The 20,642-nt window shown below is 71.0% G+C and carries 26 protein-coding genes and 1 pseudogene; 8 read left to right on the top strand and 19 right to left on the bottom strand.

Features of this window, described 5'->3' with window-relative positions:
- Window positions 1–1,556 (top strand): transglycosylase SLT domain-containing protein (locus tag CJZ86_RS02995; protein ID WP_094584456.1); only part of this gene is annotated, 1,556 nt, incomplete at its 5' end.
- Window position 1,557: 1 nt separating this feature from the next.
- Here CJZ86_RS02995 and CJZ86_RS02990 read toward each other — a convergent pair.
- Together CJZ86_RS02990 and CJZ86_RS02985 are read right to left on the bottom strand one after the other, a co-directional pair.
- Window positions 1,558–2,025, bottom strand: coding sequence for a hypothetical protein (locus CJZ86_RS02990; protein ID WP_094584455.1), 468 nt, complete (start codon window positions 2,023–2,025; stop codon window positions 1,558–1,560).
- On the bottom strand, window positions 2,022–2,432 hold the full coding sequence (locus tag CJZ86_RS02985) for an NIL domain-containing protein (protein WP_094584454.1): 411 nt from the start codon (window positions 2,430–2,432) through the stop codon (window positions 2,022–2,024). The genes CJZ86_RS02990 and CJZ86_RS02985 overlap by 4 nt, the downstream gene beginning before the upstream one ends.
- Before the next feature lie 136 nt (window positions 2,433–2,568).
- On the opposite strand from CJZ86_RS02985, the gene CJZ86_RS02980 reads away from it, so the two are divergent.
- The 3 genes from CJZ86_RS02980 to CJZ86_RS02970 are packed head-to-tail and all read left to right on the top strand — an operon-like array spanning window position 2,569 to window position 5,047.
- On the top strand, window positions 2,569–3,156 hold the full coding sequence (locus tag CJZ86_RS02980; protein ID WP_094584453.1) for a thioredoxin domain-containing protein: 588 nt from the start codon (window positions 2,569–2,571) through the stop codon (window positions 3,154–3,156).
- Window positions 3,157–3,194: 38 nt separating this feature from the next.
- The gene (thyX, locus tag CJZ86_RS02975) at window positions 3,195–3,920 is read left to right on the top strand and encodes an FAD-dependent thymidylate synthase (protein ID WP_094584452.1); all 726 of its coding nucleotides are present in this window, start codon (window positions 3,195–3,197) and stop codon (window positions 3,918–3,920) included.
- Window positions 3,920–5,047: a substrate-binding periplasmic protein gene (locus CJZ86_RS02970; protein ID WP_094584451.1), complete on the top strand. Its 1,128-nt coding sequence runs from the start codon at window positions 3,920–3,922 to the stop codon at window positions 5,045–5,047. Before thyX ends, CJZ86_RS02970 begins: the two co-directional genes overlap by 1 nt.
- Here CJZ86_RS02970 and CJZ86_RS02965 read toward each other — a convergent pair.
- From CJZ86_RS02965 to CJZ86_RS02950, 4 genes are all read right to left on the bottom strand, one after another.
- Entirely contained in the window at window positions 4,995–5,726 is a 732-nt protein-coding gene (locus tag CJZ86_RS02965; protein ID WP_094584450.1) for an esterase/lipase family protein, read from the bottom strand. The two genes, CJZ86_RS02970 and CJZ86_RS02965, sit on opposite strands and share 53 nt — an antisense overlap.
- A 30-nt stretch (window positions 5,727–5,756) precedes the next feature.
- A complete protein-coding gene (locus CJZ86_RS02960) occupies window positions 5,757–6,236 on the bottom strand; it encodes a VOC family protein (protein ID WP_094584449.1) in 480 nt (159 codons plus the stop codon).
- A gap of 277 nt (window positions 6,237–6,513) precedes the next feature.
- Window positions 6,514–6,759: a hypothetical protein gene (locus CJZ86_RS02955; protein WP_094584448.1), complete on the bottom strand. Its 246-nt coding sequence runs from the start codon at window positions 6,757–6,759 to the stop codon at window positions 6,514–6,516.
- A 256-nt stretch (window positions 6,760–7,015) separates the two neighbouring features.
- Complete coding sequence (locus CJZ86_RS02950; protein ID WP_094584447.1) at window positions 7,016–7,501, bottom strand: cupin domain-containing protein; 486 nt, start codon at window positions 7,499–7,501, stop codon at window positions 7,016–7,018.
- Window positions 7,502–7,530: 29 nt separating this feature from the next.
- Between CJZ86_RS02950 and CJZ86_RS02945 the strand changes: the two genes are divergently transcribed.
- The gene (locus tag CJZ86_RS02945) at window positions 7,531–8,223 is read left to right on the top strand and encodes a helix-turn-helix transcriptional regulator (protein ID WP_094584446.1); all 693 of its coding nucleotides are present in this window, start codon (window positions 7,531–7,533) and stop codon (window positions 8,221–8,223) included.
- Window positions 8,224–8,346: 123 nt separating this feature from the next.
- The gene (locus CJZ86_RS17480) at window positions 8,347–10,776 is read left to right on the top strand and encodes a glycoside hydrolase family 9 protein (protein WP_143594021.1); all 2,430 of its coding nucleotides are present in this window, start codon (window positions 8,347–8,349) and stop codon (window positions 10,774–10,776) included.
- On the opposite strand, the gene CJZ86_RS02925 is transcribed toward CJZ86_RS17480, so the two are convergent.
- A complete protein-coding gene (locus CJZ86_RS02925; RefSeq protein ID WP_094584445.1) occupies window positions 10,740–11,585 on the bottom strand; it encodes a CPBP family intramembrane glutamic endopeptidase in 846 nt (281 codons plus the stop codon). The genes CJZ86_RS17480 and CJZ86_RS02925 overlap by 37 nt on opposite strands.
- Before the next feature lie 122 nt (window positions 11,586–11,707).
- Between CJZ86_RS02925 and CJZ86_RS17060 the strand changes: the two genes are divergently transcribed.
- A complete protein-coding gene (locus CJZ86_RS17060) occupies window positions 11,708–12,277 on the top strand; it encodes a hypothetical protein (protein ID WP_198960057.1) in 570 nt (189 codons plus the stop codon).
- Window positions 12,278–12,326: 49 nt separating this feature from the next.
- On the opposite strand, the gene CJZ86_RS02915 is transcribed toward CJZ86_RS17060, so the two are convergent.
- The 4 genes from CJZ86_RS02915 to CJZ86_RS02900 all read right to left on the bottom strand — a co-directional run bounded on the left by CJZ86_RS02915 (window position 12,327) and on the right by CJZ86_RS02900 (window position 15,871).
- Complete coding sequence (locus CJZ86_RS02915) at window positions 12,327–12,782, bottom strand: GNAT family N-acetyltransferase (RefSeq protein ID WP_094584444.1); 456 nt, start codon at window positions 12,780–12,782, stop codon at window positions 12,327–12,329.
- Window positions 12,783–12,984: 202 nt separating this feature from the next.
- On the bottom strand, window positions 12,985–13,656 hold the full coding sequence (locus CJZ86_RS02910) for an ATP-binding cassette domain-containing protein (protein WP_094584477.1): 672 nt from the start codon (window positions 13,654–13,656) through the stop codon (window positions 12,985–12,987).
- A gap of 14 nt (window positions 13,657–13,670) precedes the next feature.
- Window positions 13,671–14,819 (bottom strand): ABC transporter permease DevC, encoded by a 1,149-nt coding sequence (devC, locus tag CJZ86_RS02905; protein WP_094584443.1) that lies wholly within the window; start codon window positions 14,817–14,819, stop codon window positions 13,671–13,673.
- A complete protein-coding gene (locus CJZ86_RS02900) occupies window positions 14,816–15,871 on the bottom strand; it encodes an HlyD family efflux transporter periplasmic adaptor subunit (protein WP_094584442.1) in 1,056 nt (351 codons plus the stop codon). The genes devC and CJZ86_RS02900 overlap by 4 nt, the downstream gene beginning before the upstream one ends.
- A gap of 62 nt (window positions 15,872–15,933) precedes the next feature.
- Between CJZ86_RS02900 and CJZ86_RS02895 the strand changes: the two genes are divergently transcribed.
- Window positions 15,934–16,599 carry a TetR/AcrR family transcriptional regulator gene (locus tag CJZ86_RS02895; protein ID WP_094584441.1) on the top strand — a complete coding sequence of 222 codons (666 nt, stop codon included), beginning with the start codon at window positions 15,934–15,936 and terminating at the stop codon, window positions 16,597–16,599.
- A gap of 25 nt (window positions 16,600–16,624) precedes the next feature.
- Here CJZ86_RS02895 and CJZ86_RS02890 read toward each other — a convergent pair whose 3' ends face one another.
- The 8 genes and pseudogenes from CJZ86_RS02890 to CJZ86_RS02855 form a co-directional block, all read right to left on the bottom strand.
- Complete coding sequence (locus tag CJZ86_RS02890) at window positions 16,625–17,017, bottom strand: type II toxin-antitoxin system VapC family toxin (protein WP_094584440.1); 393 nt, start codon at window positions 17,015–17,017, stop codon at window positions 16,625–16,627.
- Window positions 17,017–17,271, bottom strand: coding sequence for a type II toxin-antitoxin system Phd/YefM family antitoxin (locus tag CJZ86_RS02885; RefSeq protein WP_094584476.1), 255 nt, complete (start codon window positions 17,269–17,271; stop codon window positions 17,017–17,019). The genes CJZ86_RS02890 and CJZ86_RS02885 overlap by 1 nt, the downstream gene beginning before the upstream one ends.
- 32 nt (window positions 17,272–17,303) lie before the next feature.
- Window positions 17,304–17,681, bottom strand: a complete 378-nt coding sequence (locus tag CJZ86_RS02880; RefSeq protein WP_094584439.1) for a nucleotidyltransferase domain-containing protein — start codon at window positions 17,679–17,681, stop codon at window positions 17,304–17,306.
- Window positions 17,678–18,100 carry a nucleotidyltransferase substrate binding protein gene (locus CJZ86_RS02875; RefSeq protein WP_094584438.1) on the bottom strand — a complete coding sequence of 141 codons (423 nt, stop codon included), beginning with the start codon at window positions 18,098–18,100 and terminating at the stop codon, window positions 17,678–17,680. The genes CJZ86_RS02880 and CJZ86_RS02875 overlap by 4 nt, the downstream gene beginning before the upstream one ends.
- A gap of 51 nt (window positions 18,101–18,151) precedes the next feature.
- Window positions 18,152–18,556, bottom strand: coding sequence for a GFA family protein (locus CJZ86_RS02870; RefSeq protein ID WP_094584437.1), 405 nt, complete (start codon window positions 18,554–18,556; stop codon window positions 18,152–18,154).
- Window positions 18,553–18,981 carry a hypothetical protein gene (locus CJZ86_RS02865; RefSeq protein WP_233133798.1) on the bottom strand — a complete coding sequence of 143 codons (429 nt, stop codon included), beginning with the start codon at window positions 18,979–18,981 and terminating at the stop codon, window positions 18,553–18,555. Before CJZ86_RS02865 ends, CJZ86_RS02870 begins: the two co-directional genes overlap by 4 nt.
- Window positions 18,971–19,198: pseudogene (locus CJZ86_RS02860) on the bottom strand (tautomerase family protein); the annotation flags it as partial. The gene CJZ86_RS02865 and the pseudogene CJZ86_RS02860, both read right to left, overlap by 11 nt.
- Before the next feature lie 37 nt (window positions 19,199–19,235).
- Complete coding sequence (locus CJZ86_RS02855; protein ID WP_094584434.1) at window positions 19,236–20,492, bottom strand: ATP-binding protein; 1,257 nt, start codon at window positions 20,490–20,492, stop codon at window positions 19,236–19,238.
- Window positions 20,493–20,642: the final 150 nt, after the last annotated feature.

The following is a 20,642-nucleotide window of genomic DNA, read 5'->3' as shown; positions in this document are numbered from 1 at the left end:
CGGCCGAACGCCGCCGCGGCGCCCTGCACCTGGCCCGCTGGGGCGCCCGCTGGCCCGGCGCCGAAGCCCGCCTGCGGCAGGTCTGCAAGGAGGACCGCCCGGACCTGAGCGTCCAGCAGCGGGGGCAGCTGGCGGAGGGCCTGGCCGAACTGGGCGATGCCGAGGGCGCCCTGCGCTGCCTGGGCTCCAGCCTCAACGGCCTGGGGGTCAGCGGCCGGCTGAGCCTGGGCCGGGCCCTGCTGGCGGGGAACGAGCAGCAGCAGGGCCAGGCGGAGCGGCTGCTGCTGGATCTGGTCCGCAGCGCCCCCACCACCCCGGAGGCCGATGCGGCCGTGCGTCTGTTGGCCCAACAGGGCAGCCCCGCCGCCGCCGCGTCCCTGGCCCGGCTGCCGCCCCGCTGGCGCGACAGCGCCCCGGTGCTGGCCCGGCGGATCCAGGAGGCCGAACCCAAGGGAGACGGCCCCCATCCCGCCACCGACGCCGCCGCCCTCAAGCTGCTGCGCCGCTGGCCCCTCGACCCCGCCAGCCGCACGCTGCAGTGGGATCTCGTGCGGGAGCGGCTGCTGGCCGGCCGCTGGCGGGCAGCCAAGGCCCTGCTGGAGGCCATCCCGACAGACCAACTGCCGCCACCCCTGGCCGCCCGCCAGAGCTTCTGGATCGGTTTCGTGCAGCAGCAGCTCGGCGACGGCGCCGCCGCCCGGGCCACCTGGGAGGCGCTGCTGCGGCGCCATCCCGGCGGTTACTACGGCTGGCGCGCCGCCGTGCGCCTGGGCCAGGGGGATCTGCAGTTGGGCGCCGGGCCCCACCTGCCGGCCGGTGCCGAAGGCCCGGGAGGGGGCAGCGGCTGGCGGCCCCTGGCCAGCGGCGACGCGACCCTCGATCGGCTCTGGCGACTGGACCAGCGCACCGAGGCCTGGGAGACCTGGCGCCACCGCCGCGGGCGCCGCGCCCCGGAGGGCAGCCGGGAGCTGCTGCTGGAGGGGCGGCTGCGCCAGGGGGTCGGCGACGACTGGACCGGCTTCGGCCTGCTGGAGCAGGCCAGCCTGAAGCTCGACGGCAACCAGTGCGCCCTGGAGCGGGAACTGGAGCGCAGCCTGCATCCGCTGCGCTTCGAGGCGGCCTTCCGGGCGGCCGCCAACCAGGGCGGGCTGCCGATGGAGCTGCTGCTGGGGGTGGCCAAGCAGGAGTCGCGCTTCACCCCGGCGGTGCGCTCGCCGGTGGGGGCCACGGGCCTGATGCAGCTGATGCCGGAGACCGCCGCCGAGCTGGCCGGTGGGCCGGTGCCGGAGTCGGTGCTGGAGGACCCGGCCGGCAACGCCAGCCTCGGCAGCCGCTACCTGGCGAAAATGCTGCGCCAGTGGGACGGGGACCCCCTGCTGGCAGTGGCCAGCTACAACGCCGGGCCCGGCGCCGTGGCCGGCTGGGTGAACCCCCAGCTGCGCAGCGACCCGGAACTGTGGGTGGAGGCGATCCCCTATCCCGAGACCCGCCTGTACGTGAAGAAGGTGCTGGGCAACGTCTGGAGCTACCAGCAGGGCAGCGAACCGGGCTGCTGATTCAGCGCACCAGCAGGCGGCCGAAGTTGGCGCCGCCGAGCACCAGCAGGGCGAGCACCCCGGCCAGCACCAGGGGTGGCGGTACCACCCGCACCCGCAGGAGATCGAGCCGGGCCAGCAGCACCGCCGAGCCCATGATCAGCACGTTGGCCAGCACGTTGAGGTGCAGCAGGTAGAGGCCACCGATGGTGACCAGCAGCAGGGTGACCACCAGGCTCACCACCCGGCTGGCGGCCATCACGATCGACAGCTGCCGGATCACCAGGTCGGGCATGGTGCAGACGAACACGATCAACATCGCCTGCAGACACTCCGCCGACCAGACCAGGGTGGTGAGTTCCTGCATCTGGGTGCCGCCTGTCTCGAGGGCATGGCTCCAGTGCATGCCCTGGTAGGTGCTGACCCCCATCAGCACCAGCAGCATCGGCGCCTGCAGCGGCAGCAGCATCAGCCGGAAGATGTCCTTCATGGCTGCAGCACCAGGGTGATGGCCTCCAGCGGGCAGCTGGGGATGCACTGCTCACACACCAGGCAGCGGGAGGCCTCGAAGTGGAGCCGCTGGGTCACCGGTGTGTAGTGGAGAGCGCCGCTGGGGCAGACGCTGGAGCAGATGCCGCAGTCGACGCAGCGCTCCGGATCGATGCGGATCTCACCGGGGGCGCGGTTGAGCCCCAGCCCCTGGCTCTCCAGCCAGTCCTCCGCCGCATCGAGCTCGTCGATGTCGCCGGAGAGCTCCACCACCATGGTGCCGCTCTGGTTGGGGGCGATCTGGGCCCGCAGGATCTTGGCGGCGATGTCGAAATCGACCGCGAGGCGGTAGGTGATCGGCTGGTGCACCGCCTCGGAGGGGAAATGGAGAGTGAGGCGCCGTTTCACCGCTCCAGGCCGGGAAAGCTGACGCTAGCAACGATGTCCGGGGCCAGCCCCCGCCCGCAGGCGCCCGGTGGGAGGGTCGACGCTGACGGTGGGCCGACGCTGCCAGAGTGGGCGCCGTTCCGTGTCGCCGTCGCCCATGGCCCCGTCGGGCAGTCCCCCCCCCTCCGCCCTCGGCCGCACCGAGCGCATGGTGCTGGCGGCCGTGGCGGCCGTGCTGGTGGTGCTGATGGTGTGGCTGCGGGGCGGCCTGCATCCGGAAGCGCCCCTGGAGCGCCTCGCCCGCCAGTCGCCCGAGTTCAACGTGGCCCTGGCCGACGGCCGGCCCACCCTGGTGGAGTTCTACGCCGACTGGTGCGAGGCCTGCCGCTCGATGGCGCCGGCGATGGAGCGGATCGAGCGCCAGCAGCACGGCCGGATGGATGTGGTGCTGCTCAATGTCGACAATCCCCGCTGGCAGCCGGAGCTGGAGCGCTACGACGTCAACGGCATCCCCCAGCTGGAGCTCTTCGACGCCGCCGGCTCCCCCGTGGGTCGCTCGCTCGGCGCCCGCAGCGGCCCTGAGCTTGAGGCCCTCACCACCGCCCTGGTCGACGGCAAGCCCCTGCCCCTGCTGGCGGGGGTGGGGGCGGTGAGCAGCCTGCCGGAGGCGGCCGGGGCCGAGGGCGCCGCTCCCCAGGCGGCCGCCCTGCCCACCCCCCAGGCCGGTCCCCGCAGCCACGGCTGATCGGCCGCCACCCCGCTCCTTTCCCCCGCACCCTGCCCATGGATCCCCGCTTCCGGGTCGAGCTGATCGCCGCCACGCCGAACCCGCAGCAGTGCGTCTATGCCGGGATGCACCAGGACTACAGCGAGGGGTTCGTGGCCGCCGACCGGGCCGACTGGCCAGACGAGCGCAAGGCCGGTGAGATCTGCGTCAAGCGGCTGCTGGCCGGTGAGCGCGGCCACTACGGTCCGCTGGAGCACGCCCAGATCGTGCTCAACGTGGGCTGGTTCCCCCATTCGGTGATGCAGCAGGCCCGCACCCACCGGGTGGGGGTGAGCTTCGACGTGCAGTCGATGCGCTACACGGGCGACCGCATCCGCCGGGCCGCCAACGGCGAGCTCGACCTGGAGGAGGTGTTCTACCTGCGGCCGGTGGGGCCCTACAGCGACCGCCAGGGCAAGAAGTACCTCTACGACGAGGGGCAGCGGGCCATCGATCTCGAGCTCTGCCGGGCGGCGGCGGCGCGCTACCGCGACCTGCTCGATGCGGGCTACGCCGAGGAGCACGCCCGCGGCATCCTGCCGTTCGACTACCGCCAGCACTTCGTGGTCAGCTTCACCCTGCGGGCCTTCCTGCACTTCCTCGACCTGCGGGCCAAGCTCGATGCCCAGCAGGAGATCCGCGAACTCTGCGACCTGATGTGGCCCCACCTGCAGCAGTGGGTGCCGGAATTCGCCGACTGGTACGAGAAGAGCCGGCTGCACAAGGCCAGGCTGGCGCCCTGATGAGACGCCTCAGCTGGGGCCTCGCCCCCGCCCTGGCCCTTGTGCTGGCCATCGCCCTGCCGGGTGCGGCGGCGGCGGCACCGGTGCTGCGGGTGGGCCTGGTGGATGGCTCGCCGCCCTGCAGCTACCGGGAGGCGGGGGTCTGGCGGGGGCTGGGGGTCGATCTGTGGAACCGGGTGGCCACGCTGGAGGAGATCCCCTACGTCGTCTCCCAGTGGCCGTCGGTGCGGCAGATGCTGGAGGCCAGCCGCGAGGGCAAGGTGGATGTGGCGGTGGGCTGCATCAACGTTTCACCCGACCGCCTGAAGCGCTACCGCTTCAGCCTCCCCTTCCAGGAGGACGGCCTGGCGGTGATGGTGGTGAAGAGCCGGCTGGACCTGGGGCGCTCCTTCCTGACGGCCCTGCTGACGCCGACCCTGCTGCAGCTGCTGGGCGGCTACCTGCTGGCGATCGCGGCGCTCACCTGGCTCACCCTGCGCCTGGAGGTGCGCACCCATCCCGTTCCGGTCAGCCGGCGAAGCTCCCTGCGCCACTGCAGCAAGGTGTTCCAGGTGCTGGCCACCGGGCCGGGCAGCAACACGATCGTGACCACCACCCGCGGCAACGGGATCGTGATCCTGGCCTACCTGGTGCGGATCGTCTCGGCGTCGCTGCTGGTGGGCTATCTCACCGTCAATGTGGCCGGGGAGATCCAGGACACGGCCAGCGGCGCCATCCGCTCGCCGGCCGATCTGCGCGGCCTGCGGGTGGGGGTGCGCAGCGGCACCGTCAGCGAGTCGCTGCTGAAGGAACTCAACGCCTCCAGTCCCGGCCCCAGGGCCACGATCGTGCCCCTGAAGAGCATCAGCGAGGGGGGCCAACTGCTGGCCGAGCGCAGGGTCGACGCCCTGCTGGGGGACAACCTGCAGCTCAGCTACCTGCTGCTCCAGGAGGAGGCCAAGGGCTTCCTGCCCAGCCTGGCGCTGGAGGGAATCCGGCCCGAGTCGCAGGCGTTCGCCTACGCGCCGAGTCTGCCGGTGGCCACCGCCGACCGCATCGACCAGGCGATCAGCGCCCTCAAGCGCAGCGGCGTGGTCAGTGAACTGCGCCAGCAGGCGACGACCCGGGGGAACCCCCGGGCGCGCTGACGGCGGCGCCCCACCAGCGCTCCACCACGTCGGCGCTCCCGTACCAGGAGGGGCCGAAGGCGCCGCCATGGGCCACCCCCGGCAGCACCATGGGGGTGGACCCCTCCAGCAGGGCCGAGGCCACCGGCACCAGGCCGTCGCCCCGGCCTGTGGGATCACCGGTGCTGTTGCGGTAGGCGGTGGGAGCCAGGCGTTGGGCCATGGGGGAGGCCTCCTGCAGATCCAGGTCGCCGGCCACGGAGACGTAGCGCACCCGATCGGCGAAGGGGCATCCGGGCAGGCGCTCCGCCACCATCCGGCGCAGCACCGTGGCCTTGAGGGCGGTGTGGGGGCTGCCCAGCATCACCAGGGTGTCGGCCAGGGCCTTGCCGTCGTAGCGGCGCCCCTGGAACGGCGCGTCATCCAGGAACAGCCGCAGCATGATGCCGCCGGAGCTGTGGCCGATCAGCGTCACCTTGCCGGTGGGGGACTGGCGGGCCAGCTCGGCGACCGTGGCCTGCACTCGATCGAGGATCCCGGCCCAGGCGAAGGCGAACACGGTGAGCAGCCACTCGGGCTTGCCCACCGGCACCAGCCGCACCGGCTGGCCGCTGAGCTGCTCCAGCCGCGCCACCATCGGGGCATAGGCCTCGGGGCTGATCAGGAAACCCCCGAGGATCACGATCGGCTGGCGGGTCATGGGTGAGGACTGGCGGCGCCGCCGGGGACCCTACCCGCGGCGGGCCGCCTCGATCGCCGCGATGTCGATCCGGGTCATCTGCATCATGACCTCGAAGGCACGTCGGGCCGCGGCCCGGTCGGGATCGGCGATGGCGGCGGTGAGGGCGCGCGGGGTGATCTGCCACGACAGGCCCCATTTGTCTTTGCACCAGCCGCAGGCACTTTCTTCGCCGCCATTGCCAACAATCGCGTTCCATAGCCGATCGGTTTCGGCCTGGTCGTCGGTGGCGATCTGGAAGGAGAACGCTTCGCTGTGTTTGAACGCCGGGCCGCCATTGAGGCCCAGGCAGGGGAGGCCGGCCACGGTGAACAACACCGTCAGGACATCACCCTCCTGGCCCGACGGATAATCGGCCGGCGCCCGGAAGATCTCTCCCACCGAACTGTCCGGGAAGGTTTCGGCATAGAACGTGGCCGCCTCCAGCGCGGTGCCGTCGAACCAGAGGCAGATCGTGTTCCGGGGCACCATCCTCCCGCTCCGATCAAGGCCCTCAGGAGCCTAGCGGCAGCGGGCTTTCGCGCCTGCGGGCCCCATCCATTCCGTAGCCGACATGGGCGTTGTGGGATTCGTCGAGAAGGATCTCGTGCCCTTCGGCGCTGACGATGGCTCGGGCGGCCTCACTGTGGCCGTGCCGTTCCAGCTGGCCACCTTGGCCGAGGCCTGGTCGATTTCGGGGTACTCCGCCAGCCAGTGCCGCTCAGCATCCCGGTGCAGATCGACCAGCGGGTCGGGGGGGGGCCAACGGCTAACGGTTGTGGAGGAAAGCGAGGCTGGCCTCTTCCACCCGGATGGCCGGCAGGAACAGCCAGTACTCCCAGCTGTCCCCGGGGGGACGGTCGCGCCGGGTGATGAAGTCCTGCCGCGGGGGCCCCTTCCCTTCCGGGCCGCCGTAACGCTCCACGGCGTGGAAGATGGACACCCGGGCCACGCCATAGACCAGCACGTAGGCGCCCAGGAGGCCAGCCAGGAGGGGACGGAGATGCCTGACCAATCGGCCCAGCTCCCAGCGCAGAACTGGGGCCCATCCAACACCAAACCCAAGGCTTGGGGCTGACGACCTTCCGGGACTTCCTGGACTTGCGGGGCTTCCGGGGGGCGGCAGGGGCTCAACAGGGCAGTGCACAAATCTGTACAGCCTGTACAGGTCTGCTCCGAGCTCCGAGAGAGACATCAAGGTCGCCGATCAAGCCCCAGAGCCCTTCAGCGCAGCTGCCCTTCGGCAACGGCCCTTCGGCGAGGGGCCCCCATCAACGGGCTGGGCCTGTCGCCGGCGCCGGCACGGTGATCGGCTGGCCCTTCACCCCCGCGTAGACCACCACGATTTCGGCGGGTTCGGTGCCGTTGTTGGTGCCGTAGTGGGGCTGGTTCACCATCTCGATCAAGCCCTGGCCCGCCTGGAGCTGCACGCTGGCGCCGGCCGCACTGGTCACCAGCAGCCGGCCGCGGATCAGCATGCCGGCGTTGATCACCGGGTGCTGGTGCATGTGCAGCGCCACCCCCGGCGGGATGGTGATGTGCAGCACGGTGACTTCCGGCTGGCCGCTGGGGTAGGCGGGCAGGGGGGTGCCGTTCCACGACCGGGTGGATTGGACCAGCGTCCGCACCGTGACGCCGGCCGGTTCCCCTTCCGCCAGGGCCGGCCGCACGGTCAGCAGCAGGGCGCCGGCGAGCAGCAGGGGCGCCAGGGCGCGCCGCCGGCTCCGAACTGTCGCCCCGAATTGCTCCATCCCCATAGCCTGCCCCACAGCACCCGCCGGTCCCCGTGGATTTCACCACCGATCTGCCCGTCGTCCAGGTCCGGCGGGCGGTGATGCGCCGGGCCCTGATCGCCACCGATGTGCCGCCGCGGGTGGCGCTGGCGATGGGCGACGAGCCGCTGCTGCTGCGCTACACGGTGGGGCTGTTCGGCTACGGCCTGATCGGCTGCGCCGTCACCGACGCTGAAAGCTGCCTGCGGCGCCTGGCGGAGCAGCCCCACGGGCTGCTGGTGTGCTCCGACAGCCTCGAGGGCGGCGACGTGCTCAGCCTCACCGCCACGGTGAAGGAGCGCCATCCCCAGCTGAAGGTGATCGTGATCGGCACCGCCCCGGTGCAGGACCCGGCGCTGGTGCGGGCGGCCTGGGTGGATGGGCTGGTGGCGGAGCGCGACATGACCTTCCGCAGCGGCGCCCTGCAGGCGGCGGTGCTGGCGGCGCTGGGCGGGCACCACTTCCGCAGCGCCTCGATGCGCGGCCTGCCGGTGCCGGCGCCGATCAGCGAACTCAGCCCGCGGGACTACGAAATCCTCGAGGGCCTGGCCGACGGCCTCACCGACCGGGAGATCGCCGAGCGGCTGATGATCAGCCCGAGCACGGCCAAGTCGTACACCAAGCGGCTGCTGCAGAACATGGGCGCCCGCAACCGGCTGCAGGCGCTGGTGATGGCATTGCGGCAGGGCCTGATCCGGCTGCGCTGAGCCGCCCGCGCCCCGCGCCCCTGCAGCCGATCACCCTCCGGCGCGCCGCCAACCACCCTCCGAAGGGGGTCGCCCCGGACAGGTGGGGCGCCGTAAACCGTTGGGGGTGATCTGTTCTGAGCGATGGCGTCCGTCGATCCGCTGACCGGTGTGGGGTTCAACTACGCCGAGGCCCTGCAGAAAAGCTTCCTCTTCTATGAGGCCCAGCGCTCCGGCGACCTCGACGAGGCCCGCAAGCGGATCGACTGGCGCGGCGATTCCGGCCTGCGGGACGGGGCCGACGGGGTGTACTTCGGTGGGCGCACGGCGGCCAACCTGCAGAGCGGCCTGACGCTCAACCTCACGGGCGGCTACCACGATGCCGGCGATCACGTGAAGTTCGGGCTGCCGCTGGCCTCCACCCTCGCCACCCTCGCCTGGGGCGGGATCGAGTTCTCCGATGGCTATGCCGTCACCGGGCAGACCGACGAGCTGCTCGATGCGGTGCGCTGGGGCACCGACTACCTGCTCAAGGCCCACGGCGTCGACGCCGCCGGCACCACGCTCTACTTCGTGGCCCAGGTGGGTGATGCCGGGGCCGACCACGCCCTCTGGAGCGCCCCCGAAAGCCAGACGATCGCCCGGCCGGCGCTGGCGGTGACGCCGAGCAAGCCCGGCTCCGATGTGGCGGCAGGCTCGGCGGCGGCACTGGCCTCGGCGTCGGTGCTGTTCCGCCAGAACGGCGATGCCGCCTACGCCGACGTGCTGCTCAACCGCGCCCGCTCCCTCTACGACTTCGCCGACCGCTACCGGGGCAGCTATGCCGATGCGATCCCGGAGGTGCGCTCCTTCTACAACTCCTGGAGCGGCTACAACGACGAGCTGGCCTACGGCGCCGCCTGGCTGTCGCGGGCGGTGGGCGCGGCGGGGGGCAACGGCACGGCCTACCGGGACAAGGCCCTCTCCATCTACACCGGCAGCATCGGCGGCCTCTCGCGCGGCTGGACGGGCAACTGGGACGACGCCTCCTACGCCACGGCGGTGATCCTGGCGGAGGACACCGGCTCGGCCCGCATCCAGCAGGACGTGGAGGGCTGGCTCAACAACTGGGTGAGCGGCGGCAACGGCGTGACGATCAGCGCCGGCGGCCTGCGCCACATCAGCCAGTGGGGTTCGCTGCGCTACGCCGCCAACACGGCGTTCCTGGCCGATGTCTACGCCGACAACGTGCGCGATCCGGGCGGCGCCTACGGCCGTCTTTCGCAGGGAACGGTGGACTACATCCTCGGGGCCAATCCGCGCCAGTCGAGCTATCTGGTGGGCTTCGGGGCCAATGCGCCCCGGCAGCCCCACCACCGGGCGGCCTCGGGGGTGGGCTGGGACGGGTTCCGCAACGGCCAGCCCAACACCCACACCCTCTACGGGGCCCTGGTGGGCGGCCCCACCAGCGCCAACGACTTCGCCTACCAGGACCGCCGCGACGACTTCGTCGCCAACGAGGTGGCCCTCGACTACAACGCCGCCCTCACCGGCGCCTTCGCCCGCAGCGTCGAACGCCGCGGCGGCGTGCCGCTCACTGACGCCCAGCTGGACGCCCTGCCCGGAATCACGGTGCGGCCGGGCGGTGGTGGAACTCCGGTGACACCAACCCCGACGCCGACGCCCACACCAACGCCAACACCGACACCGACCCCAACGCCCACTCCCACTCCCACACCGCCGCCACCGATTCCCACCCCCGGCGCCCCGCTGCCGGCGAGCCTCAACGGCATCCCGCGCACCTCCAGCCCGGATCTGGCGGTGGTGGTGGGGGGCTCGATCTGGACCGGCGGCATGACGGTGCAGCTCACCCTCAGCAACACCGGGGCGGCGCCGCTGAACGGCTGGAACTTCAGCTTCGAGAGCCCGCACCGGCCCAGCGGCACGCCCTGGGGGGTGCGGATCAGCAGCACGGCGTTGGCGGGCGGCCTGTTCCGCCACACCGTCAGCGGCGACGCCTGGGCCAGCGCGATCCAGCCCGGCCGCAGCGTCACCGTGGGCTTCAACGCCAGCCAGGGCCGGGCCCTGGGCCACAGCGGCGCCCTCACCGCGGCGGCCCTGTTCGGCGGCGCCGGCCGGCTGGCCTTCAGCGCCGCCAACCCCCGCTTCCTCACGGGCAACGCCGCCGCCAATGCCCTCAGCAGCGGCCCCGGAGCCGATGCGCTCACCGGGCTGGGGGGCGCCGACACGTTCCGCCTCGCCAGCCTGCGCGATTCCCTGCTGGGCGCCCCCGACCAGATCACCGATCTGGTGATCGGCAGCGACCGCATCGATGGCCCCCTGGCGGTGTCGGCCGCCGCCCTGCGCGAACTGGGGGCCGTGGCCGACCTCACCCCCACCGCCCTGGCCGCCGTGCTGACCCCCGCGAGCTTCGCCGCCAACGGCGGGGCCACCTTCACCCTGGCCGCCGCCGGCGGCGGCAGCCGCACCTTCCTGGCCCTCAACGACGGGACCGCCGGCTTCCAGGCCGCCAGCGACGCCCTCGTCGAGATCACCGGCTACAGCGGTTCACTCACGGCGCTGGCGGTGGTGTGAGGGGGGCCAGGCAGCACCACCGTGTCCCTGTCGCTGCGGTAGAGGCCCACGTAGACGAGCAGGCCAAGCACCACGAACACCCCCTGGGCTGCGACGGAGGCCATCGAGAGCCACGGGTAGGCATAGCCACCGGCCAGGAAGGTCGAGATGTCCCACAGGCCATGGGCCACCATCGCCGGCCAGATGAGGCCCGTGTAGCGGCGGAAGACATACAGAAGGATGCCGCTCAGGGCCGCCAGCACCACCTGGATCGCACCGATCCAGCCCATCCCCATGGCCATGTTGGGGAGGTGGAACAGCCCGAAGCAGACGCCCGTCCAGATCGCGGCGGTGGCTTCCGAGCGGCCCCCCTGGCGCAGGCAGCGCAGGAACAGGCCGCGGAACAGCAACTCCTCGGCGAAGCCCACGCCGACGCCGGCGGCGAGGATGGCCAGGAGCAGGTCCGGCGGCACCGCGCTCCACTGGATGCCCACCAGGCGGAAGGCGATCATGGCCATCCAGGCCAGCATCGACAGCTTCATCAGGCCGGTGCAGCGCAGTCGCACGGGATCCCGCCAGACATGGTCCCAACGGCACCAGTGGGTGAAGGCCAGAAGCGCCAGGCCGCCGAGGCTGAGGGGAACAACCGCCGTGGCGAAGGCATTGCCGGCCGTCTTGAACCAATCGGTGTAGGGGATGCCGGTGCGGAACTGCAGCACTCCGGCCAGGGCGCTGTAGGCGATCCAGAGCGCGATCCCCAGGCGGATCGTCGGACGGACGCGCGGGCCCCGGACGCCCTCCGCTGCGCCCTCCGTTGCGATCGTCTCCATCACTGCGCGGCGCCTCTCAGGGCACTGCTAGCGACACCAGGGGGCCCTTTCACCCCGATCCGGCCTGCACACGGACGCCCACCGCCGCGATGAGTACGTTCAGGGCAGTAGCCACCCTGCCGATGCGCCGACTCCCGATCCTTGCCGCCTCCCTGCTGGGCCTGGCCTCCGTGGTGGCGGCGGCGCCGGCTCTGGCCGATACCGTGCAGGCCCGCTGCGATGTCTTCCCCGCCGGGGACGACAAGGCCACCTCCTCCGGGCTGTGCACCTTCTCCCAGCGGCAGGGATTCGTCAGCATCGAGCTCAAGGGCGGCCAGAGGATCGAACTCAAGCCCAACGAGAGCACCCCCAACGCCTACTTCGATCAGCAAGGGGAACCGGCCAGGCGCGAGATCCTGGAGGCCAACCGCGGCCAGGTGTACCGACTGGCCAACCAGTCGATCTTCGTCTTCTGGGATCCCGCCCCCTACGGCAAGGAAGCCAGCAGCACCACACCCACCGCGCCCGCGGCGAAACCGCCGGAAATCGTGCAGCTGCTGCTGGGCATCCGCCAGGTGAAGTTTGAGGGCGCCTGCCGGGTCAACTTCAACAAGGCCGGGAAACAGTTCAGCAAGACCTCCGCCTGCACCCCGGCCCAGGTGACCCAGGCCGAGGACGCCATGCAGCGCTTCTTCCGGGAACAGGGCCTCTAATGGGACCTGGGTGGGCGGTGGTCAGTTGCGACGGACTTGCCGTTCCCGATCAACGGGAAAGGCCGTAGTGGTAGACGCAGAACACCGCGTCGCGCTTCCAGCCGGCTGAGGTGTACAGCGCCTGCGCGGCGGTGTTGGTGTGGGCCGTGGAGAGGGAGAGGCGGATGGCGCCAGCCTCGCGGCCGTGGCGTACGGCGGCATCAAGAAGGAGGCGGGCCACCCCCGAGCGCCTGGTCTCGGGCACCACGAACAGGTCGTTGAGGATGAAGATCGGCGCCATCGACACCGAGGAGAAGGACGGATAGAGCTGGGTGAAACCAAGCACCAGCCCATCGGCTTCGGCCATCAGCAGCACCGAGTCGCCCTGGGCCAGCCGCTCCTTCAGGAACGCGCGGACGCGATCCGGTTCGGACGGCTGGCCATAGAACTGGCGATAACCGTCGAACAGCGGAACGATCACATCCAGATCGGTGAGGCCGGCTCGACGGACAACAACGGGGGGCACGAAGCAACGCGTGGCTCTCAGCCATCCTCACCCTGAATGTGCAGGATCTCCACCTGTCCGGCGAGATGGGGTGACACCGTCCCGCCCAACTCCAGCAAGGAAACACCCTGACCTATCGGGCTACGCGACAGAGCTCCAACAGCGAGGCCTGGTGAAACGCCGCGTCCAACCGGCGGCAGTTCGGCGTTCACCTACCGCCCCATCAGCAGAGCCGGCCATCCTCCAACGAAAGGGTGCGGTCGGCGATGTCGAGGATGCGGCTGTCGTGGGTCACCAGCAGGATCGTGCAGCCCTGCTCCCGGGCCAGCCGCTGCATCAGCAGCACCACCTCGCGGCCGGAGTGGCTGTCGAGGGCGGCGGTGGGTTCATCGGCCAGCAGCAGCGGCGGCTCCCCCACCAGGGCCCGCGCCACCGCCACCCGCTGCTTCTGTCCGCCCGAGAGCTGGTCCGGCTTGACATCGAGGTGATCCCCCAGCCCCACGCTCTCGAGGAGCCGCCTGGCGCGCCGATCCATCTCCCCGTCGCTGAGGGTGCCGCGCATCTCCAGCGCCATGCGCACGTTCTGGGTGGCGGTGAGGCTGCGGTGCAGGTTGTGGGCCTGGAAGATGTAGCCGTGCTCTCGGCGGGCCATGGTGAGCTGCAGCGGCGAAGCCCCCACCAGCTCCCGCCCCAGCACCCGCAGCACACCCCCCTGGGCGGACCGCAGCCCGCCGATCAGTGTCAGCAGGGTGGTCTTGCCGGAGCCGGAGGGGCCGGTGAGCAGCACGATCTCCCCGGCGGCCACCTCGAGCGTCACGTCGAACAGCACCTGGCGCCGCACCGCGCCCCGCCCGAAGTGGTGGTTGAGCCCCTCGATCACGATCGCGCTGGCCATGGCGCCGGTCCCCATCAGAAGAGCTCGGCCGGATCGGCCGCCTGCAGCCGCCGGGTGGCGATCGCCCCCGAGGCCAGGCACATCACCAGCGTCAGCACGAACACCGTGCTCGCCCGCCCCAGGGTCATGGCGATCGGCAGGCTGGTGGCCTTCGCCGCCACCGCGTACAGCCACAGCGGCATCAGCACGCCGGGGATGAAGCCCAGGGCCGCCAGGATCAGGGCCTGCTCCACCACCACCAGCAGCAGGTAGCGCTGGCGGAAGCCCATCGCCTTGAAGGTGGCGTACTCCTGCAGGTGGGCATTCACATCGGTGGAGAGCACCTGGTAGACGATCACCACCCCCACCACGAAGGCCATGGCCGTGCCCAGCCCGAAGATGAAGCCCACCGGGCTGGCCACCCGCCAGTAGTTCTCCTCGAACTGCACGTAGTCGGCATGGCTGAGCACCTGCACATCGTCCGGCAGGTGGCGCCGCAGCGCCCGCACCACCGGCGCCACCGGTTCGCCCGGCGCCAGGGTGAGCAGCCCGACGCTGATGCTGCCGGCCTTCGCCCGCGGGAACATCCGCAGGAACGTCTGGTCGCTGGCCATCAGGGTGGCATCGGCCCCGAAGGAGGCCCCCAGCCGGAACAGGCCGCCCACGGCGATGGTGCGCCGCTCGATCTCGCTGGTCACCGGCTCGCCGCGATCGAGCCGGGCGATCACCTCGCCATAGCGGCCCCGGGCGCCCCGGTCGAACAGCACCGTGTCGGGCAGCTTGAGGCGATCGGCCTGGGCCCGCACCTCCGGCAATCGCAGCACATCGGCATCCGGATCGAAGCCCAGCACCTGCACCGTGGCGCTCTGCAGGGTCTGGGGATTGCGCCAGTTCACCGTGCGGATGTAGAGCCCCTGGGCCTCCACCACCCCGGGCACATCCAGGGCCTGCAACAGCCGGCGGCGGGGGAAGGTGGAGAGGTTCTGGAGGTTCAGCGCCTTCGGGCTGATCAGCACCACATCGCCCCGGAAGGCGCGATCCAGGCGGGTGTTGCTGTCGTAGAGGGCCGCCTGGAAGCCCAGCTGCATGAACATCAGCAGATCGGCGAAGGCGATGCCGGCGAGGGCCACCAGGAAGCGGCCGCGGTCGTGGCGGAGCTGCAGCCAGCCGAGCGGAGTTCTCATGGCCCGATCACCACCCGCACCTGCAGGTTGGTGAACCGCGCCGCCCGCCGGCTGCTCTCCGGCGTCAGCGGGGCGCGCACCTCCACCACCCGGTTGTCGGTGTTGGCGCTCGGATCGGTGTTGATCAGGTTCTGGCGCAGCACGATCGCGCCGATCTGCTCCACCCGACCCTGCAGCGGCTGGGTCAGGGCCGGGCTGGTGATCCGCACCGGCTGCCCCCGCCGCACCCGCGGCAGATCGCTCTCGTACACCTCCGCCACCGCCTGCATCCGCCCGGTCTGGCCCAGCTGCAGGATTCCCGCCGCCCCGGGAGCCTCGCCCGCCCGGGCGAACACCTGCAGCACGGTGCCGGCGATCGGCGCCTGGATCAGGTTGTCGTCGCGGGCGGCGATGGCGCGCTGCAGGTTGGCCTGGGCCTGCTCCAGCACGCGCCGGGAGGCCTCCACATCCAGATCCACGCCGCCGTCGCCGGCGGTGCTGCGCGCCTGCTGCCGCGCCAGCAGCACCCGGGCCTCCTGCAGCGAGGCTGTGATGGTGTCGAGGCTGAGGCGGCGGTTGTCGCGCTCTTCGGCCGAGACGGCACCGCTGGTGAACAGGCTCTGGTAGCGGGCGGCCTCGGTGGCGGCCGTGCGCCGCTGGGCCTCCAGGGAGCGCACCTTGGCCTGCTGGCCGTCCTCGCCGCTGCCGGCATCGGCGCGGGCGATCGCCAGCCGGGAACGGGCCAGGTTCACCTCGGCCCGGGCCGCCGCCACGGCAGCCTCCAGCTGGGGCTGGTTGTCGAGCAGGGCCAGCAGCTGGCCGGCCTGCACCGCATCGCCGCGGTCGACCAGCAGGGCCTGCAGGGTGGGCTGGCCGGCGCCCGAGAGCGGCACCGCGATCGTGCGCAGGGCGCTGACTGGCTCCAGCCTGCCCAGGGCGGTGACGGTGCGGATCGGCCGCTCGACCACCGGCGGCGGCGGCGGCGTGGCGCGGCGCAGCAGGCCGACGCCCAGGGCCAGCACCACGGCCCCGCCCGCCGCCACCAGCCCCAGCTGCGTCCGCCGCCCCACCATCGCGCCCCTCCCATCTGCAGTTACTATACGGTTCAGTTCAGTTTTTTTGAGCAGGACGCGCCATGCCCCCAGCCGATGCCGGTGGTGACGCTGCCGTCCCCAGGAACACCTCCGGCCCCAGCGCCCGCGAGCGGCGCAGCCAGCACAAGCGTCAGGCCGTTCTCGACGGCGCCCGGCGCGAATTTCTGCAGCACGGCTACGCCGCCAGCTCGATGGACCGCGTCGCCGCGGCGGCGGGCGTCTCGAAGGCCACCGTGTACGGCCACTTCGCCGACAAGCAGGCCCTGTTCCGCGCCCTCACCGAGGCGATGGTGGGCGAGCGCCTCAGCGAACTGTTCGGCGCCTCAGCCCAGCAGGCCCTGCCGGCCGAGCCCGCCGCGGCCCTGCGGGAACTGGCGGCCCGCTGCCTGGAGTGCCGCCACAGCCAACCCCAGTTCCTGGACTTTCTGCGGCTGGTGATCGCCGAGTCGGAGCGGTTCCCCGAACTGGCCAAGACCTTCCTGGCCCAGCTGGAGCGCACCGGCGTGGGCCGGGTGACGGCGCTGTTCGAGGCCATCGCCGGAGCAGCGGAGGCGGAGCTGCGGGCGCGGCTGTTCATGGGCGCCCTGGTACACCTGATCCTGATGCAGGACCTGCTGCACGGCCGCGAGGTGGCCCCGGTGGACCGGGAGGCCTACGCCGAGCTGCTGGTGCGATTGGTGAGCGCACCGCCGGGGACTCCGGGCTGATTCGGGGGCTCTGGCGGAGGCGGCTTCAGGCGCGGGCGTCCTGCAGCGGGCAGCCATAGGCGGCGAACGCCGCGTCGGCACTGAGCAGGGTGAAGGGGCCGCTGATGGCCTGGGTGACGAGCAGGCGATCGAAGGGATCGCGGTGATGCAGGGGCAGCTGTTCCAGTGCCAGCAGATGGGGAAGGTCGATGGGGAGGAACGCGAAGCCGGATGGCTCCACCCAGGCGATGGCCTCGCCGGCCGACAGGGGCATGTCGCCGCGGGCCAGGGTGTGCTTGATGGCGATCTCCCAGAGCGACACATGGCTGAGAACCACCGCGCTGGCCTGGTTGGTGATCAGCTCACGGCTGAGGGGCCCCAGCTTCGGGTCATCGGTGATGGCCCAGAGAAAGGTGTGGGTGTCGAGCAGCAGCCGCATCAGCCCTGCTCGAACAGATCGGCGATCAAGGGATTGGCCGCATCGATCGACTCGGGCACCACGAACTGGCCGCGGGCGATGCCGAGCCGGCGGGGTCGTTCGGGCGGCTGGAGGCTGGTGAGCCGTGCCACGGGCCGGCCGTTGCGAGCGATCACCACCTCGGCCTCGGCGCCGGTTTCGATCGCTTCCACCAGGCGTGAGAGGTGGGTCTTCGCTTCGAGCATGTTCACCACCCGGCTGGGACGGGACACCATGGCGACGGGCATCTCAACCAGACCAGACTAAACTAGAAGTAGCCACACGGACGGTCAGGCAGGAAGGCTGGCCGATCCGAGCGTCGGTACAGCAGCACGCCGGCCCGTTGGATGTGGTCCAGAAGGGCGGGATGGCTGATGGCGGCGAGTGCGGAAAGATCGATCACCCAGGGCAGGAGCAGATCATCGAGATCGGCATCAATGCGGGCCAGGGTGGCGTTGCGGATGGCGTGACCCGTCAGGGTGAGATCGATGTCGGAGGCCGGGCGGTGGCAGCCAAGGGCTCTGGAGCCGTAGAGGATTGCAGCCTCCACCTCGGGGTAGCCGGCGAGCACCCTCTGGATGGCCGCCACGGCCGAATCCGGTAGGCCGATGGCCTGGCCTGACGCCAGCGGGGCCGTGCTGATCATGGCCGGGATTCGCTGAGTGCTGCGAAGCGCACACGCAGGGCGTCGAACAACGGCGCAAAGCGGACGATCACGTCGTGGGCGATCGCCTTGGCCTGTTCGAGGTTGTAGGTGTGCGAAGACTGGTTGCGGGCCTTGATCATCGCCATCCAGCCCTCCCCATCTTCGATCAGACCACTTTGGAAGGCCAGGCGCGTGGCATCGCATGATCCAATGATGCCCTCAATTCCCTGATACGGCAGATAGTCCTTGAGCAGATTCCAGGCGAGTTCATGGGTGAACTCGAATCCCTGAATCAGCCCCTGCTGCTCCAGCTCGCTCAGCGGGCGCTGCTGCGCCAGCACAACACCGCGTGCCAGCACCTGCAAGGCCCGTTCGAAGTTGTCAAACCGCTGGCGCCAGCGGATATCTGCATCTGCCATGGGCTCAGGGTAGGTAAGGGGCCCGAGCGGTCCGCTGCCCCGCCGCGGACATCAGTCCTCCCGGCGGCTCCTGGCCGCGGCAGCGACATGCCACCACCGCGGCCTACGCGAGAGGTAGGAGTGGGCCGTCGGAGCCAGATCCTTGAGGTGGGGCTTGTCGAAGGCGCCGGTGACGAGGGCGACGATCGGCTCGTCGTCGATGGCTCCGATCGTGGTGCCGCAGGTGCTGCAGAAAGCCCGGCTGGAGAAGGCGGAGGAACGCCAGGTGGCGGGCCTGCCGCCGGGGCCGATCCACTCGACGCTTGCTGCAGGGAACTCCACCCAGGTGAGCGTGAGCGCGCCTGAGTGCCGGCGACAGATGGCACAGGAACAGGTGTGGGGCTTCTGCGGAGCACCGGTGGCTCGGAACCGGATGGCGCCACAGAGGCAGCCACCTTCGAAGGTCCTGGGTTTCATCGACCGGTGCGCAGGGGCGCCGCCTCTGCCGACCGCATTCGCCGCAGGAATTCCCGGCCACAGGCCAGCTTGCCCGCCAGATCGCAGTCGGGGTCAAGCGCGCGCCAGAACGGCTTGACCGGGTCCATACCGGCCTGCAGGCGGAGGTAGGAGCGCTCGGCCACGACCCGCAGGGCGATCCCGGTCGTGACCGGACAGGCGTACTCAGCCCCATGCCGCGCGGCCAGCCGCTGACGCAGGGTCGCCGCCGTCATCACGGCCCCAGGCGCGATCTCGCACACCTCCGCATCGACGATCCGAGGGGTGACCACCAGCATCCGGGCACCGGCGGGGATGCCCGCGAACGATTTCTCCAGCACCTTCACCTGGGGCTCCCGGCTGGCCTGGAACCTCGCCTCCCAATCGGTGGCAGGTCTATCGCCCATGGCTGGATGTCCCCGCCTGGGCTGTCTTCCAGTCGTCCGTGAGCATCCCGGCGAACCCCCAGTTCTCGTCGTCGATCTCCTGGATGACGACATGGGTGTGCTCGGGCTTCTTGCCGAGCACACGAACTAGTGAGTCCGTGATGTCCCTGACGATCTCGGCCTTCTGCTGCCGCGATGCACCTCGGGTGATCTGAACGTTCACGTAGGGCAATGTCTTGCTCCTGGAATGGGCGGTGCTTTGGCCTGCTGTCTATTCAAGGCGCCAACGCCCCCACCGGCACCACGGCGATGCCATCGGCGCGCCGATAGCCGTAGCCGCTGCCGCAGACCACCGCCAGGAAGGCAGGTTCGCCGGTGCGGGCCGTATCGATCTGCTGGGAGAAGCGCAGCAGACCTGCGGCAGCGGCATCCACCTGACCCTGGCCCAGCTTGATTTCGATCGCACCCCAGCGGCCATCGCGCAGCTGGACGATCGCGTCCACCTCCACGCCGTAGTCGTCGCGGTAGTGGAACACCTCACCATCCAGTCCCTGGGCCAGCACGCGCAGGTCGCGGATGACCAGCGACTCGAACAGCAGACCCAGCCACTCCAGGTCGTTGAGCAGGCGATCGGGGCTGCCGCCCAGGGCCGCCACCGCCAGGGAGGGGTCGCAGAAGTGGCGCCGGGGTGCCTGGCGTAGGGTGGCCTTGGAGCGCAGATGGGGGCCCCAGGCGGGCTGGTTTTCGAGCACCATCAGCCGCTCCAGGGCCTGCAGATGGTCGGCCACGGTGCGCGGGTCGAGCGGCCCATCGGCTCCACCGGCATCCGCCGCCAGGGTGGACAGGCGCACCTCAGTGGCCACGTTGCGGCCCAGGGAGCGCAGCAGGGCCCCCAGCCGCTGGGGATCCCGCCGCCGCCCATCCACCCGCTGCACGTCCACCTGCCGCACCTGCTCCAGGTAGTCGCGGGCGGCCCGGGCGGCCGCCGCCAGAGGCCGCTCCAGCTGGGCCGGCCAGCCACCGCGACAGATGAGCTCGGCGAGATCCGCCACGCCCAACCCTGGATCGGCGCAGCTGGGCGGCACGCCCTCGAGCAGGCCCGCCAGCGAAACACCTCCCTGGCCGGCGCCACTCTCCAGCAAGGTCATGGGGCGCAGGCGCAGAAAGGAAAAGCGACCGGCTCCGGTGTGGCGTTCGGCGTCATCGGCCGGCACCGCTGAACCGGTGAGCAGAAACTGCCCGGGCGCGTCAACGGCATCCACAGCCCGCCGCACGTGGTTCCAGAGCGCCGGCTCCACCTGCCACTCGTCCAGCAGGCGCGGCCGGGGCCCCGCCAGCACCAGGGCCGGATCGACGGCCAGGGCCTGGCGAGCGCTGCTGTCCACATCCAGCAGCACCGTGGAAGCGGCCAGCTGCTGGGCCATGCGGGTCTTGCCGCAGGCTTTCGGGCCCTCGATCACCACAGCCCCGGCGGCGGCCAGGCAGGCCCGCAGCTCGGCATCGGCGATGCGGGGGCGGTAGCCGGAGGCCATGCGGCGGGAGCCAATGCATCAGATGCCGAGACTCTAATGCAGGAAAAATGGAGCTTCCGATGCAGGAAAAACCGACCAGCTGATGCCGGAAAAGCTGGGCCCAAGCTTTGGCCACCATCAGCCTGTCGTCACCGATGCCTGGCGATGTTC

The organism is Synechococcus sp. BO 8801 (genome assembly GCF_002252675.1).
Taxonomy (GTDB): Bacteria; Cyanobacteriota; Cyanobacteriia; order PCC-6307; family Cyanobiaceae; genus Cyanobium.
Note: the sequence above shows the minus strand (reverse complement) of the source record. Positions and strands in the feature narration are given on the sequence as shown.